Here is a 14,758-nt window from a genome sequence, read left to right on the forward strand (position 1 = left end):
TCTGATTTAGTGATTCGACAATTTAGAGAAAATTGTCGAATCACTGTACTTTAAACAAATCCTATGCCTGTTCCGCCCGCTGGTTTGCCCTGCGAATCTTCAGATTATTGTCCCGAAGGAACATCCAAACCGTATGCCCGTTCTGTTTACATACCTGATCGAAATCCCCGAAAACGCCCAGCTTGGCAATGTCCATAAACGTCGTCACCAGGCCTTCCCCGTTCTGATACAGTGGCGGTTCATCCGGATCATCTGTCGGCTCATACGCCAGCCGGTAGCTTTCCAGAAACCGATTGTTCATAAACTCGAAGTACTGAAGAACCGCCATCACCACGCCGATCGGTAGGTTTTCGGACTGAAATTGCTGCGCCCGATCATCGGCCAGTAAGGTATTGTAGGCTTCCCGAATGTCGCCGTTCCAATCCGTCGAAGCCCGCCAGCGGGCCGCGTCCTTCCGGGCCGGGCGGCATAGCGTCGCCACCAGCTTAAATACGGCCGGGATCGATGGCGATTCCGTCCGCACGTAGGCGATGTAATTGATGTTCGCCATTGCGATTTCGATGGCGCTGGTATTGGCGTAATTCGGCTCTGGTAACAGGTACGTTACGCCCTTGAACGTAAACGAGTTGAAGGGCTTTTTCTCAATCCGGGCAGTAAACACCCACCGGGCCAGCCGCATCAGCCGCCACTTCTGGGCGGCATCCAGCCGGTTCACCAACTTTTCCGGCGCTCCTAACAGCACTTTCGCGGCCGCAAATTTCAACAGCGCCGATGTGGCCGGATCATCCTGTTTAGGCTGGAGCAATTGCAGCGGCAAAAGTGCCTGAATCTGTTCGGGCGTACATTCCGCCCAGCCTTCCGGCATTTTGTACGATTTGGGGCCGATTTGAACGGTTTTCATTTGAAGATCAGGTATAAGCCGAAGCTGGCCAAGCCGCGCCAGATCCAGGCTTCAAGCTGGTATTTTTTCCGCTTTGTGGCTTCGGCCGCCGTGGCCAGCTTCAACGTGGCCAGATCATCCATCGCCCGCTGTTCGGCGGCCTGGCTGGCCACCAGCGCATCCTGGCAACTGGCAAAGCGGGCGATGGCCAGGGCGGCCGATTGCTGGGCGAAATCGGCTTTAATCAGATCGGCATGGATTCGCCTGGCATTGGCCAGAAACTCGGCGCGAATCGCCGAATCAGTTTCGGCGCTGATACCGCTGATTGATTGCCCGCATAGCGTCGATAAGGGACAAACGATCAGCAGAATCCAAAGCGGCTTTTTTACGCAGTTCCAGAAGTTCATGTTCCTTCGCTAAAAGTTGAAGATCCTTTTCGGCCAGCTTCCGGCCGTATTCGACCGCCAGCCGATGTTTTTCTTCCTGGCGTACCTGATCAATCAGCGCCAGGCGTTCATCCTGGCAGGCCTGAAGCCGCCGATGGTTCCAAAAGAAACCGATCGCCCAGGCGGTTCCGGCGATGGCGAAGGCCAGTCCCATTTCCCAGGCGAATCGGCGGCCATCCTGGCGGATGAAAGTCAAAATCCGGTTCATAACGTGGCCGGTTTAAGACTGTTCCAGTACGGGCCGATCCAGTTGGCGATCGCCTTGATCTCGGCCGTTCGTCGGAAATTGATGTAACAGCCGCCCTTTGTGCCTTTGCCCCCAGTCGTGTTAAAGCCGATACACCGCACCCGATCTTCTTCTTCGGGATCATACCGATCCTGGGCAATGCCTTCGATGTGGCTGGCAAACAGCGAAACCGCATCCATCCGGCCGGGCTTCGGGCCGATCCGCTGGTTCCCGCGTCGGTTCCGTTTGTAGATGAGCGTTTTGGCCTGGCTGAAGTACGTCCGAACCATCCCGACACCGGCCGCGCCGATCGGCAGCTTTACACCGTTGATGGCGTGAACGTAGTAGAAGGCGCTGGCGCAATAGTGGGCGCGGCTGGGCAGTTTACTAAACCGGTTGATGGCCGTAATCCAATCGGCATCGTTTTGATTGGTACGCTCGGTTTTGCCGACGAACGTGGCCGCCGAATCGAACACCGCCTGGCGAAGCTGGGCTTCGGATTGAAAAACGGGCGGCCGCTTCTCGCTGACCGCCCTGGCTGGTTTTTGTTTAGGCTGGGCCGTTACGGTTTGACCGAATGCGATAAGGCCAGATAGAACAATAAGCCCAAACAGAGAATAGTGGTGATGATGGATCGTTGCCACGGCGTTAGTTCGTCATAGAATTCACTGTAAAAGTCCCGCTTCGACTTCAGGAATGGTAGGACGTAAAAACCGACAAACGGCACCATCAGGAACAAGATCAGCAGCGCTACCGGCAGATCGGCAAACACTACCAGCTTTTCGTAAAAGAACTTCTGGATCGACGTTACATCATACGGCTGAAGGTGCTGTTCCACCGGCAGCTTCGCGTTTAACTCCTGGATGTACTGGTTAAACTGGTTGAACTGACGGTAACAGAACGAAATGGCCGCCAGAATTCCCGCCACTTGAAGGAAGGCCACCACCGGCCGCTTCAGAAACGGCGCTCTGGGCTTTTCGTCCTGGGCCGGAACATCCTGATCCAGTCCCAATTCCAGCCCGATCTGATAGGCCTTTTGTTCATCTTCCCGCGCCAGACTCAACAGCGTGCGTTTTTCCTCCGGATCGGATTCGTTGCGGGCCATTTCCCGGAAGTTCTGGGCATCCCGAAGGTGGACTTCGCGGGTCGTGGCCAGGCGCGAACGGCGGGCCACCAGTTCGGCCTGTTCTTCTTCCTGGATTTGCTGAAGTTCCAGTTCAGCGGCCTGAATGGCGGCCTGGGCTTGCTGGCGTTTTGCTTCCAGGCCGGAAGCTGGGCTGGAAGCCAGTTTGTGGCCGTTTACGGCCGTGGTTTTGGTTTCCGTGGCCACGATCGGGCCACTGGCGGTTTTGGTATTCATTGGTTTGCAGCAGACTTTAAACGGTTAAATACAAAGCGAACTAGGATCACCGAAGCCCCGAAAGCCGCCAGGTGAAACATCAGCAGGAGAAACCCCACCACCGGGAACCAGATCGGCGCGAAAATCCAGTACCAGGATAGGCCGATCAATGACGTGGTTAACTTCAGGACAATTACAACCAGGTACGCAAATTCCAGCGCCCCGATCAGAAAAAGCTTTAGTGGACTCATAGCACGTAAAACGGTTTGGATGGATCATTTTTCGGCCGCCGTTCATAGCCGGATTCTTTCGGCGGAACGTAAAGCCCGGAATTGAAATACAGCGAAAACACCGTGGCCGAAGCGTTGGCGTTTAGGTAGTTGCGAAGCTCGGCGGCTTTCTCCTGGCCTTTCGCCAGTGCGTCGTTACGGATCTGGTTCAGCCGTTCGCCCGTTAAGGCGTTTTCGTTCACGATTCCATCGGTTTCCGACACCAGGCGAAGATCCGTATTCAGGTTCAGGTACGGGATCTTCATACTGAAGCCGTACTGAACCAGTGCCTTCCGGGCCAGCGCTAGTACCTCCTTTTCCGGATCCGTAAACGGGCCGCCTTCCACCAGTTTGCCTTTCAAGTACTGGTAGAATTCCACGCCCAGAATCGGCCGGATGTGTTCTTCTTCGGCCAGGTTGAAAAAATCCCGGATCGACAGATACAACCGGCGGCTTTTCTGGATCGGCGGGAAAAACGTGGTGGCTTCCGTGGCCGAACTGATTAACTGGCTTTTCTGGATCGTGTAGGCATCCGACTCCTTCCAGGTGGGAAACTGATCGGCGTTCTTCTCCAGCCAGGCCAGGGCCGCTTCCAGGTAGCGATCGGCTTTTTCCTGGTGGCTTTTCACCGTGGCCACGTACAACCATTTCGGCATGGCCTGGGTATTGGGAACCGAATTCATCACCATTCCCCCATCGCCCGTTACCGTGATCAGCGAAGGCATGGCATCCAGGTAGGCGAACCAGGCCAGCGCCATTTTCAGTTTGTCCTTCAGCGTTTGCTGGTGTTCATCCAGCGCCCCCGCCGAAGTCAATTCGTCGTACAACTCCTGGCCGATGGCCGGAATGATGTACGACAGTTCCGCCCCGGCCACAAACGGCTTCCAGGTGGCCCAGGTCATGGTTTTCTGGATCCCGCCCAGGTATTCCTTCAGGCCGCCTTCCTGGCCTACTTTTTCCGTCTCGTTAAACAGCATCTTGGTTGGCTTTTTGATCGGTTGCTTCGCTTTCGTCGCCTTCATCCGGATCTTCATCTTCACGCTTTTCAGGCTTCTCCGAATTTGGATTCTGGGCCGCCCCGGCTGGCGTCACGTCGTAGGTGTACAGCGAAATGTTTTCGATGTCGAAATCCATTTCGGCCGGCCAGCCGTTGATCCGTTTGGCGATCCGAAGCACCTGGAGCAACACCAGCCGATCTACGTACGTCATAAAGCCTTGCTGGTAGTTGGCGGCCGCTTCCAGTTCCTTCCCGGAACCGCCCAGCTTGCCACCGGTATCGATCCCCGCCAGCGTCGGCAGAACGCCGTGGCCGCTGGCCTGGGCCACGTTGGCCGTATTGAACAACTTCATGTACGCATCGTCCGACATGGTGTTTTTTAAGGGCGTGATCGTTACCCCGGCGATCGGGTTGCCCTGCATGTTGCGCGTGTGGAAGGTAAACAGCGCCTTGTCCACGTTGTCGGCTCCAGCCAGCGAATCGCCCATCTGGTTCAGGGTTTCTTCCTTCAGCTTTTCCTTCTCGTTTTCTTCCAGGCCTTCCCGGTCGAAATAATCATCCGGGATCGAAATGTGGTATTTGATATTATACCCATTATCCAGCCCCGAATCGTGGAATTTCGGGATCTTGTTGGCCACCTTCGTCCAGCTTTCCGTGGCCCACCATTCCGGAAAACTGTAATAATCCTGGCCGGGCAGTTTATCCATCAATTGCAGGATACAAACCGGATACCGGGCCGGATCGGCCGGATCATAGGCCGGAACCACTTTCGTATCAGCCGCTTTGTAGGCCTTCGTTCCGAAGTTGGGATTCACCAGGTAAGCCGACACCTTCAGTTCCCCCGGCTTCAGCTTGCGAACCCGGCACTTAAACGCATCGATCACGTCCACGCCCACCAGCTTCTTCGATGGATCCAGTGTCAACTGAATAAAAGCGTTTGCGCTGAAGGCGTACTGAAGCGCCATCGACACGAATTCCAGATCCCAATTCACCAGATCCTTCCATTCCTGAAACTCCGGAAAAACAACTGGCTCGAACCGCGTTCCGGCTCCCTGGCTCTTTTTCCCGGCATGGGTATACACGCCCAGGCCGGTCGTAAAATCCCGGCGCGTTTTGATCAGCCGCCACTTGTTGGGCGAATCGCTGGCCAGCTTGTGCATCTGCAAAAGCTTGTCATCCTTCGCCCCCCAGGGTACGAACTCAGATCGGGATTTATAGCCCGCCCCGGCCGTGTGCGCGGAAATATCCGCTTCGCCGAACGTCACCAGGGCCGCTTCTTTTTTAGGGCCGAACGATAAGGCGTAAACGTTGTGGCCCAGCTTCCGAAAATTTGCCATGCTTAGTAGTTGTGAAAAATTCGGTAGCCGTTATAGGCCACCAGCAGTTCAATTTTGGCTTCAAACGGATGGCGCTTCTGGCAATCCCACAACAGCAGAGCGCCCGCGTGATTCATGTTCCGCCGAATCCCCAACAGATCCTTCCGGCCGCCCCCGGCGTCGGGATCTTTGGGCCGGGTCGGGTTTTTCTTCACCTGGCCTTTGTGGCTGATCGATCCATCCAGCTTCCGAAACGTCAGGCTGAATTCGGTTCCGGCTTCCTGGATTTCATGCAGTACGGTTTTGAGAGAAATGATTTGGTTTGCCATCGCTGTTTTGAAGAGACAATGCAAGGATAAACCGCCTGATCCGTAGCTGATAGGACACCTTTTCACCCTAAAACCGGAAGGAAAAACTACTTTTTGCAGTCAAAAAAAGGGCGATCCACCTGATCCCGAATCAGATAGATCGCCCCGCGCCCGAAAATCGTGGCTTTGTGTCACGATAGCTCACACCGCCCTTTACCGCCGACCGCCACGGCGGCCCCCGAAAAAAAGAATATAACTTCCGAAACCGGCCGGGATCGGGCTGGTTCTGTAACAATCGTACTGAATTATCGGCATCGATTCGATGATCAGCCCCGGTAAACGAATAGCTGGTTTTGCTGGCCGGATCGGCTGTTCGGTAGGTGTTTGCGGTACTTGCCCCAAACCAGGTAATCAAGCGCATCCGTACCATCGGTGGCATACTCCCGATCCTTCGCGGTTTGCTCGCTGCGCTTGTCCTTCTTGAACTCGCCCGTTACGGGTGCCAGTTGCATCCCGATGATCAGCGCCTTGTTATGGTTCTGATTGAACCGCAGCCTAGGCGTACGATCAGACCCTTCTTCCAGCAGGTGATTGATCAGAATGTATTTGTCTTTGTGGCTGGGGTACGTGAACCGATGGTAGTCACGCCTGACCTTCCACCCGGCCTTAATCAGCACATCACAGAACTGATCAAAGAAGGGCTTATTCTCCATGCTGGAAGCGGCCGATTTAGACCGCCCCGAAGGATCGCCCCATACGGCTACCTCTTTCCCTGGGTGTTTCTGGTAGACCCGATCAAATTCTTCGGCCAGTTGCACCACAAGGTTCTTATCAGTAGTCAGGGAGGGCTTCCGGAACAGGCTGTTAATTACCCGTAATTCCGCCCCTACTTCCTGGGCAATCACCAGCCAGCAAATGGCCGCGTTAAAATCCAGCGATACTTCCAGTAATTTTCCTTCCCGATAATCGTTCGACTGGTGCAAATGCAGTTTTGTCCGGTCGTCGTATTCGTAGCGGAAACTTTCAAAATAACAGTGCTTTTCGGTGAAAAAGGCGAAATAAAAACCGTTTGGAAGGCGGCCCAAGCGCTTATTCCAGACTTCCACATCCAGCGTGATCGGATCTAACGAATCGGTCAAAACCTGCAAATAATTTTCCGGTAGAACGTCCTGATTATCCTGAAAAGTGGACTCCAGAAAAAGCGTTTCGGGCGGAATGCGTTCTTTTTCGTCGTCGCTCATCTCGGCGCGTTTTTCCAGTTCGGCCTTCCATTTTTCTTCCGTTTCGTAGATCCACATCCCGGCCTGATCCCAGGCAGCCGACGAAAAATCGTAATACGCCAGGTGCATGTGGGATTTGGAAAAATCGGCGTAGCGGTTCGCTCGTTTGGCAGGTAGCAAAACGGTTTTGATGAATTCGTGCTTCATCGTGGCCGATTCATCCACCAGCAAGCCATCTGAGTTAATCCCCCGCTGGCTATCAGGCCGATCCTGGCTGACTAGCTGGAGCGTAAACCCGTTGATAAAACAGATACAGTACTGCCAGCCCCGTTTTCCAGGGCTGGAGTAAGGTTTGTACCAGTGATCCGGCGGCATCTGGCCGATCACGTATACGCCGTGGGGGGTTACTTTCGAGTACTCCACGTAACCCATGCGGGAAAGGGCGTTTTTCACTTCCGGCAGCACAATCAGATCAAGCTGAACGTACGTTAAACCTGCCAGCACCACTTTCGCCCTGGGCATGGCTTCAAACATCATTCCGACCACGTTTCCCAGCGTCGTCGTTTTGCCCGATCCCCGGCCGCCCTGGAAGGTTTTCCGCTTCGCCCTGGAGCGTAGGAACTTTAGTTGTTTGGCGTTGGCGTAGATCTTGCGTATCGGCCCCGGCGTCGCTGTTTTACTCATCATCGGCGCGTTTTTGTTGCTGAATCAGGACGTTCACGTTATCGGTAAAGATGAATTTGGCCGCCCGTAAGAAATCATCCGGATTTAAACCGATCTTATCTTCATCGTGCAAGCCTTCCAGCTTATCGGCGCGTTCCCAGGCGCGGCTGGCGGCTTCAATGTCGCCGTTTGACCTGGCGATGTTCGACAGTAGCCGGAAATAGTTGGCGCTGGCCATTTTCTTCGCCTGTTTGTCGATGGTTTGAACGTGGCCGAATAGATAACTGGCTTCGGATATAATGTACCGCGCCTGGCGTTCCTGGATCTTGTAATCCTTCATCAGCATTGCCAGCGCCATATCGTACGTTCGGCCCAGGCTTAGAAAGCTCCAAGCCTTGCGGTACTTCTCCAGCATTTTCAGATCATCATCCGACAGGGCCGCGTTTTCGTAGTAGTACGCCAGAAACTTATCCAGCTTGTGTTCATCGATCTTCAGGGCTTTTTTCATCCGCTGAAGCGCCGTAGTTTTTGCCATTTCTCCAGAAAAATTTTCCGTGTAGGCAATGTTAAGGCCTTAAAATTTGGCTTGGTAGGACATAAAAAGGCCCAATTGTACCTGATTGTGCATTTCCTTGATCTGTATGATTGATTATCTTATTAAATTCAATCCAAAACCAAAATCAAAAAAAATGACTTATCAGGCAATCGAAGAACTTTTACCAGAAAGTAATGAGAACCCCAAAGTTCAACGGGTTTTAGACATTTGTAGTGAAGCCTTTAAAGACTTAGCTGGTTTTGGGACTCACGTACTAAAATGGAAAATCGAAACTGAAGATGACTTCTACCAACTTCCAATTATATACTTATTAAGGCAAGTGGTAGAACTTTCGGATGCTCTTTCTGTAACATTCAAAAGCTCTCATATTCATACCTCTAAAATCATAATTAGAAGCTTACTGGAAGCAAACTTGTCACTAGATTGGCTTTTAAGAGAAGATACAAAACGGCGTTGTTTAGCCTTTACTTATATGGAAAACTATAGAAAATATAAATATTATAGATCTTTACTTCCAGGGACAGATGAATACAAAAGCAGAAAAGAAATCCGAAAAAAAGGGCGGTGGATTCAATCTTCTCCACCTATTCCAAAGCATGTTTTAGAAGAGAATATTGAAAAATTAACGAAACTATTAAACTCTGATCGGAATAAAGAGATTAAAGCTTTTCATGATAAACTAGACAAAGACAAAAAAGTGAATTTTAAGTGGTACTCATTCTTTAAAGGCCCAGGAAGTCTTTCAGCACTGGCTGAAAGACTTAACAAATCGGATTGGTATGAGCATGTTTATAGCACATTTTCGGATGCTACTCATGGTACCAATTTACATTCTGGAAATCTTTTCAGGGATGAAAATGGTAACGCATTCATCGGACAAATGAAAAACCCAAACAAAGCAAACGAAATCTTTTCAATTGGCGCAAATTTTGCATATGATTCTTATAATGAAATAGTTACAAAACATATACCGGAAAAGGAAGAAGAAATGAGAAAATGGTTTCAAACCTTCTTAAAATATTTTGTTGAAAGAATTGAAAAGTTTCCAATAAAAGAACAACAATAAAAAGCCATTATTCAAGCCATCGCTGAGAGCTGGCGTTTAGCCGCATCCACGGCCGCCTTGGCCTTCGCCATCTCTTTCCGGTAGTGGGCTTTCCACAGTTCCGATTCCGCCCCCGCCAGGCCTTTCTTTGCCCGATACAGCTTCGGCATCAAAGAATTTACCAGTAGTTTGTTCAACTCGTAGCGATCGGCGGGCAGGTTCGCCAGGAAGGCCGATTCCTGGACTTCTGGCGCGTTATCGTCCGCTGGGCCGGGCGTTGCAGGTAGGCGGCCGTTTGCCTTCAGATAGGCTATTTTCTCGGCCACCGCGTTCCGCTTCGCTTTGTACTCTTGGATTTCGTCCACCAGATCCTTCAGGTTCGTTTCATCCGGATAATCGCCCAGGCGGTTCGACCTCAAACACATTTGTTTGTGATACTCCTGGCGCTCGATGGTCAGTTCTTCCAGCAGCTTCGTAAACTCCGGAACCGGCATCCCTGGCACCACGGCGGCCGATTCCACGGCGGCCGTTTTCGGCGCTGGAGTAGGTACGGCGGGCCGATCCACGCAAGGCGAATCCACGCCAGGCGCTTCGGGCTGGTACGCTTTCAGGGCGTCAAAGATCCGCCTGGCTTCTTCGACTTCGGCCGCCGTGGCGCGTCCCGCCCCCACCAGCATTTTCTTTAGTTCGTAATTGGCCTGGGCTTTTTTCCGCTGGGCCTTCCATTCGGTTTCATTCATCATCTTCTTCGATGGTAAAATCTTCGTCAATCGGACAGATCTTCGGCAGCAGCGCCACAAAATCGTTTACCGTCTTTTCCATGTCTTTTACATCCAGCCATTCGATCGGCCGTTCATACTGATCATGGTTCAGTTCGACAAACTGGCTAAACTGTTCGGCGTACCGTTCCAGGGCTTGCAGCAATAGCCCCGGATCGATCGCCAGGCGCTCCAGTTCGTCCGAAAGTGCGGGAATAGCGTTAACGTACATAGGGCGAATAAATGCCAAAAGGCGGCCTAAATCCAGACCGCCTTTTGTGGTTTCATCGGTTTACTTGGTTCGCCGATCGGGCTGGGCTTCCTGGGCCGTTTTGGTGGCATGTACAGCCCTTAAGGCTGACGCCAGGCGCATCCCCAACAGTTCGCGGGCGGCATTGTCCCGAACCCGCTGGGCGTATTCATCCTGGGCCGGATCAGCGTCCGCTGGTTCATCGCCTGGCGCTTCTTCCGGATCTTCATCCACGGCGGCAGAATCCACGGCGGGCGTCCGGGCTTTCGATTGCGCCCGAAGCTGATCCAGTTCGGCCTGGGCATTTTCCCGAATTCGGGCCGAACGCTGGATCAAGGCTTCATCCAGTTCTTCGCCAACTGGCTCCGGATCCTGGGACGGATCTTGCCCCGCTTCCGGCGAAGCGGTTTCGTCCGGATCGCCAGCCTTATCCGTGGCTGGTTCATTCGGTTTCGGCGGGTTCTGGGTTGGCTGGCTTTGGTTTGCTTCTTTTTGAGCCTTTTCGGCGGCTCGTTGCGCCCGTTGTTCTTTGGTCAGTCCCATCAGTTCGATCAGGGTTTGAAAGGTTGGAAATCGGTTTGAAGTACGGTACGCCAACGGCCATCAGTTGTTCGGCCTGTTCGTCGGTTAGCCGATGATCGATCCGTACCCGTCGACCATCCAGCAAATGATCCACGCCCCCGCTGGGAACGTGGATCAGCTCATACTTCGTCAGCATCGGCCGTTACTAAGCGCCCCCGCCCGCTTCTTCGTCCGGAAGCAATCCCAGGGCCGCCACCGCCGTCGGCTTCAGCGGCAGAATTCCCCACATAAAGCCATCCTGTTCGCCCTTCAGCGTGTAGCCGCGTTTGTCGTTGCCTTTCTTACCCGATTTGAAGCCAGGCTTCACATAAATCGGGTTGTCCGACGAACCGCCCACCACAAACTGGCCATCGTTCTGTTCCACGATCACCACACAGCCCGCGTTCAGGTGCTTGCGGATCTCGGCCGCCAGTTCCTTGCTAAAGCCCGCCATCATGAATTCCAGCGTGTGCTTGTAGCTCTGGAAACCCGGATCGCCCCCGGCGTCATCATCCAGCGAACAAGTCCCATCCGGATACTGGTATTCGGCAAAGGCTTTTCCGGCCGCCATTGTCGGGCCGTTCTGGATTTCACCGCCCACGATGTCGGTTTCTTTCGGCCAAACGCCCTGTATATCCTTCCGTAAGGCGATAAACAGCGTCCGGATCCCGCCCGGGTTGGGTTTCTGGTAGCTGGTGGCGTCGATATTCGCCAGGCTCAAAAACGCCATCCCGACCGTCACGCCTTCGGGCTGCGCCAGGGCATCCTTCAGAAACGACAGACCATCCAACGACGAAACCGCCAGGGCCACCTGATCCGGAAAAAAGGCGAAGGCCAGGGTGGTCAGGGCAAAAAACGCATACTTCAAAAAAGACTTCATAACCACTTGATGTTAAAGGATGAATGAAAAAGATGAATGAATACTTCAGAATAAAACCGGAAGCCGCTACTGATCAGCGGCTTCCGGATGGCTTACTACACTCCGTCATTCGTCCAAAGTTGTTCGGCCACGGCGATCCCGGCCGCCACCTGGCAATCCATTACCCACGCAATATCCCGCGTCCGTTTGCCGTAATCGACCGCCAGCGTATCGGATCCCGACATATCATCGTACAGATAGACGAAGTTTCCGCGTGTGGTGAAAATCGGCCGGTTGAAGCCCGACAAACCCGGCTCAACGATGAAGGGAATATCCGTTCCCACGATCGTCGGCTTGAGTTGCCCGCTGTTGTAGGGCAGCGTACCGTACCGCGTACGATAATCGGCTTCGTAGTTGGTCTTAACCGTCCGGTTACAGACACAAATCAGATCCCCGGCGTAGAACTCGGCATCCGGAATCCCGGCGATGATCTTTTCAATTTCCGCCACCGCATTTGTCGACGAAAGCACCGCCGTATCGATGATATTCCCGGCCGGAACATCCCCGGCCACAATGGCCGCCAGGATTTGCGTTTTCAATCCGTCGGCAATATCCAGCGGGCCAGTGCCAGCCGCGTTATAAACCCCGTTGAACAGGGTTTTGACCCGGATGTTCTCCTGGAATTTGCCAATCACCCGCGCCGTGATGTATTCTTCAAACGGCACTTTTTCCGGATCGATCTGTTTGGCCTTCACCTGGCCCAGATACGACTTATACAGCATCAGCAGTTTGGAGTGCGTGAACTGCATATCCACTTTGGCGGGCTTCACTTTGGCCACTCTGGGCTTAAAGTTGACCGCATTGGCCGTGGGGTTGAAGGAATCCTTCCCGCCTGGCTGGGCCACGTCGCCCACTTCCAGGTTCGTCAGTACCACTTCATCCGTGGCGTTCATGGTGGTCATGTACTCGGCGATCGGAACGATCGGCGATTCAGCCACGCCACCATCCACACCCGGCACCAGCGCCTTAAAAAAGATGTGTTCTTTGTTGTCCCGCGCGTAGGTCTCCAGGGAGTCGGCAAGGGCCGTTAAATTCAGCGAATCCGCCATTTGCTTGAGAAAAATTAAAGGATGAATGAAAAAATTAAACAGGTGAAAAAAGGAATCCGATCAGGGCGGGAATGGCGTCAGGAATGATACCGTTCGGCGATTTCGCGGGCGGCCTGGTTCCAGGGCTGGCTGGCCACTTTGGAAGCGCCCCGGTCGCTGGTGGTGGAAATATCTTCCTTTGCCATTGCCCCCACCTTGATCGTATTGTCGTACCAGGCCTGAAGCGTTTTCAGCTTGCCTTCGTTGGCGTCCCATTTGGCGGCTTTCTCCTGAAGCGCCTTCAGTTCCGACGCATTCACGGCGATCATTCCGGGCTTCAGTTCGGCGCTGGGCGGGTTGCCGGTACTGGCCGAAGCGTCCGTTCCCGATTCCGTTTCACCGGCCGCCGTGGATTCGGTTTCTTCCGTCGATTCAGATTCTTCCGTCGAATCAGCCGATGATTCCGTTTCCGTGGATTCGCCCCCCGTGGTTTCGGCCGCCGTGGATTCGGCCGTGGATTCGGTTTCCGTCGATTCGGCCGCCGTGGTTTCCGTGGCCGCTTGTTCGGCGGCTTCGGCTTGCTCGGCGCTGGCCTGTTTGCGGGCGAAGCTTTTCAGCGTTTTGGTTGACATTATGGATAAAATTTAAAGGATGAATGATGCAGGTGTTAAGCCGTTTTCGCCAGCCGATCCGCTTCGGCAATGGCATCGCCCAGAAAGCCGATCCGATCCGCCATCTTGCGTTTGATCGCCTGGCGGCCGATAAACATTTTGCCCGAAAACACATCTTCTGAAATGCCTGGGCGGCCCATTTTGACCGTATCCACGAACGTATCCCGGATGGCGTCCAGAATCTCTTTGGTTTCGGCCAGAACGGTTTCAGACAGCGGTTCGATGGAGTTAAACAGGGCTTTGTCCGGCGATCCCGACGAACGAACGATAGTTACTTTATAGCCTTCCTTTTCGTAGGCTTTGCTGGCGTCGACGTGCATGGCCAGTACGCCGATCGATCCCACTTCCGAACTGGTTTCGGACTCCATCACGATCAGCCTGGCCTGGCTGGCGATCCAGTAAGCCGCCGAAGCCGCCATTCCGGCCACGAAAGCCACCACCGGCTTCTGGCTCTGGCGGATCACTTCGCCCAAATACTCGGTTCCGTCCACTTGGCCACCGGGCGAATTCAGTTCCAGCACAATCGCCGATACCGATGGATCATCGTTCGCTTCGATGATCCACTGGGCATAATCTTCCGTTCCGTAGGTGCAAAAATCCCCGTACCGGCTCATCGTGCCAATGATCGGCAGCACCACGATCCGGCCGGTTTCGCCCTTCGGTTTCTGAAGCCGTTCGTAGCCCCAGGATCCGGAAGCCTGGCGCTGTTGGCCGGGCAGAACGGCCACGAAATAGGGATCTTTCCGATCCTTATCCACCCGGTCGGCCGTGGCCGCGAAGGGCGTGTGGCCCAGGGCAATCCGGTCTAAAGCCATCTTGGCCATCCGGTCGTGAAACAACGGCTCCAGCGCCCACTTTGCGTTTAAGTATGCTTCCAACATGGCCGCAACAATACCACGGATCCGGGCGCTGGAATAGGACACTATTCAACCCACCAACGGCGGGCAAACCACCGAAGCGCCAGGTACATCAGGTAGTTCCGAAGCCTGCGCTTCGGCTCGGCCTGATCCAGCCGGATCCGGTATTCCACATCCGCCAGGCGTCGGGCCGCTTCGGCTCCGTACTCGTTTTCGCCCAGGCGGTTATCGTACCAGTAATCATGCAGCACACTGGCGCGGTTGTGCCGCCCGATCGGCGGGAAGATTCCCCACAGCCACACCGGCACCGACGCAAAATCGGTTACGTATCCGGCCGGAATTTCCACCTCACCGATCAGCGTGTGAAACCGGATCGGCTGGGTTACTTCCCACCGATCCGGCTTTTCGGGATCTTCTTCCCGGTAGCGAACCACCAACTGGTTTTCCAT

Annotated in this window: 20 protein-coding genes; 1 reads left to right on the forward strand and 19 read right to left on the reverse strand. The window is 53.9% G+C overall.

Going from position 1 to position 14,758, the window contains the following annotated elements:
* Positions 1–61: 61 nt before the first annotated feature.
* The 11 genes from ACO2Q8_RS16585 to ACO2Q8_RS16635 all read right to left on the reverse strand — a co-directional run bounded on the left by ACO2Q8_RS16585 (position 62) and on the right by ACO2Q8_RS16635 (position 8,199).
* Positions 62–901 carry a hypothetical protein gene (locus ACO2Q8_RS16585; protein WP_423345959.1) on the reverse strand — a complete coding sequence of 280 codons (840 nt, stop codon included), beginning with the start codon at positions 899–901 and terminating at the stop codon, positions 62–64.
* Positions 898–1,287, reverse strand: coding sequence for a hypothetical protein (locus ACO2Q8_RS16590; protein WP_423345960.1), 390 nt, complete (start codon positions 1,285–1,287; stop codon positions 898–900). The genes ACO2Q8_RS16585 and ACO2Q8_RS16590 overlap by 4 nt, the downstream gene beginning before the upstream one ends.
* Positions 1,181–1,534, reverse strand: coding sequence for a hypothetical protein (locus ACO2Q8_RS16595; RefSeq protein ID WP_423345961.1), 354 nt, complete (start codon positions 1,532–1,534; stop codon positions 1,181–1,183). The genes ACO2Q8_RS16590 and ACO2Q8_RS16595 overlap by 107 nt, the downstream gene beginning before the upstream one ends.
* Positions 1,531–2,196, reverse strand: a complete 666-nt coding sequence (locus tag ACO2Q8_RS16600; RefSeq protein ID WP_423345962.1) for a hypothetical protein — start codon at positions 2,194–2,196, stop codon at positions 1,531–1,533. Before ACO2Q8_RS16600 ends, ACO2Q8_RS16595 begins: the two co-directional genes overlap by 4 nt.
* Positions 2,115–2,912, reverse strand: a complete 798-nt coding sequence (locus tag ACO2Q8_RS16605; RefSeq protein WP_423345963.1) for a hypothetical protein — start codon at positions 2,910–2,912, stop codon at positions 2,115–2,117. The genes ACO2Q8_RS16600 and ACO2Q8_RS16605 overlap by 82 nt, the downstream gene beginning before the upstream one ends.
* Positions 2,909–3,142: a hypothetical protein gene (locus tag ACO2Q8_RS16610; protein ID WP_423345964.1), complete on the reverse strand. Its 234-nt coding sequence runs from the start codon at positions 3,140–3,142 to the stop codon at positions 2,909–2,911. The genes ACO2Q8_RS16605 and ACO2Q8_RS16610 overlap by 4 nt, the downstream gene beginning before the upstream one ends.
* A complete protein-coding gene (locus tag ACO2Q8_RS16615; protein ID WP_423345965.1) occupies positions 3,139–4,137 on the reverse strand; it encodes a DUF6712 family protein in 999 nt (332 codons plus the stop codon). The genes ACO2Q8_RS16610 and ACO2Q8_RS16615 overlap by 4 nt, the downstream gene beginning before the upstream one ends.
* The gene (locus ACO2Q8_RS16620; protein ID WP_423345966.1) at positions 4,127–5,494 is read right to left on the reverse strand and encodes a hypothetical protein; all 1,368 of its coding nucleotides are present in this window, start codon (positions 5,492–5,494) and stop codon (positions 4,127–4,129) included. The genes ACO2Q8_RS16615 and ACO2Q8_RS16620 overlap by 11 nt, the downstream gene beginning before the upstream one ends.
* A gap of 2 nt (positions 5,495–5,496) precedes the next feature.
* Positions 5,497–5,802, reverse strand: a complete 306-nt coding sequence (locus ACO2Q8_RS16625) for a hypothetical protein (protein ID WP_423345967.1) — start codon at positions 5,800–5,802, stop codon at positions 5,497–5,499.
* 305 nt (positions 5,803–6,107) lie between these two features.
* Entirely contained in the window at positions 6,108–7,688 is a 1,581-nt protein-coding gene (locus ACO2Q8_RS16630; protein WP_423345968.1) for a terminase large subunit domain-containing protein, read from the reverse strand.
* Positions 7,678–8,199, reverse strand: a complete 522-nt coding sequence (locus ACO2Q8_RS16635; RefSeq protein ID WP_423345969.1) for a hypothetical protein — start codon at positions 8,197–8,199, stop codon at positions 7,678–7,680. The genes ACO2Q8_RS16630 and ACO2Q8_RS16635 overlap by 11 nt, the downstream gene beginning before the upstream one ends.
* A 106-nt stretch (positions 8,200–8,305) precedes the next feature.
* Between ACO2Q8_RS16635 and ACO2Q8_RS16640 the strand changes: the two genes are divergently transcribed.
* The gene (locus ACO2Q8_RS16640) at positions 8,306–9,286 is read left to right on the forward strand and encodes a DUF5677 domain-containing protein (RefSeq protein ID WP_423345970.1); all 981 of its coding nucleotides are present in this window, start codon (positions 8,306–8,308) and stop codon (positions 9,284–9,286) included.
* Between the two features lie 11 nt (positions 9,287–9,297).
* Here the strand turns inward: ACO2Q8_RS16640 and ACO2Q8_RS16645 are convergent, their stop codons facing one another.
* The 8 genes from ACO2Q8_RS16645 to ACO2Q8_RS16680 all read right to left on the reverse strand — a co-directional run bounded on the left by ACO2Q8_RS16645 (position 9,298) and on the right by ACO2Q8_RS16680 (position 14,758).
* Complete coding sequence (locus ACO2Q8_RS16645) at positions 9,298–10,008, reverse strand: hypothetical protein (RefSeq protein WP_423345971.1); 711 nt, start codon at positions 10,006–10,008, stop codon at positions 9,298–9,300.
* Positions 9,998–10,255, reverse strand: a complete 258-nt coding sequence (locus tag ACO2Q8_RS16650; RefSeq protein ID WP_423345972.1) for a hypothetical protein — start codon at positions 10,253–10,255, stop codon at positions 9,998–10,000. The genes ACO2Q8_RS16645 and ACO2Q8_RS16650 overlap by 11 nt, the downstream gene beginning before the upstream one ends.
* Positions 10,256–10,315: 60 nt before the next feature.
* Positions 10,316–10,816 carry a hypothetical protein gene (locus tag ACO2Q8_RS16655; RefSeq protein WP_423345973.1) on the reverse strand — a complete coding sequence of 167 codons (501 nt, stop codon included), beginning with the start codon at positions 10,814–10,816 and terminating at the stop codon, positions 10,316–10,318.
* A 184-nt stretch (positions 10,817–11,000) separates the two neighbouring features.
* On the reverse strand, positions 11,001–11,714 hold the full coding sequence (locus tag ACO2Q8_RS16660) for a hypothetical protein (protein WP_423345974.1): 714 nt from the start codon (positions 11,712–11,714) through the stop codon (positions 11,001–11,003).
* Between the two features lie 95 nt (positions 11,715–11,809).
* On the reverse strand, positions 11,810–12,802 hold the full coding sequence (locus ACO2Q8_RS16665) for a hypothetical protein (RefSeq protein WP_423345975.1): 993 nt from the start codon (positions 12,800–12,802) through the stop codon (positions 11,810–11,812).
* Between the two features lie 77 nt (positions 12,803–12,879).
* Positions 12,880–13,413 (reverse strand): hypothetical protein, encoded by a 534-nt coding sequence (locus ACO2Q8_RS16670; RefSeq protein ID WP_423345976.1) that lies wholly within the window; start codon positions 13,411–13,413, stop codon positions 12,880–12,882.
* A gap of 35 nt (positions 13,414–13,448) precedes the next feature.
* On the reverse strand, positions 13,449–14,333 hold the full coding sequence (locus tag ACO2Q8_RS16675) for a S49 family peptidase (RefSeq protein WP_423345977.1): 885 nt from the start codon (positions 14,331–14,333) through the stop codon (positions 13,449–13,451).
* A gap of 41 nt (positions 14,334–14,374) precedes the next feature.
* Positions 14,375–14,758, reverse strand: coding sequence for a DUF1353 domain-containing protein (locus ACO2Q8_RS16680; protein ID WP_423345978.1), 384 nt, complete (start codon positions 14,756–14,758; stop codon positions 14,375–14,377).

The sequence above is a fragment of the Larkinella sp. VNQ87 genome, assembly GCF_049445795.1.
Classification (GTDB): Bacteria; Bacteroidota; Bacteroidia; order Cytophagales; family Spirosomataceae; genus Larkinella.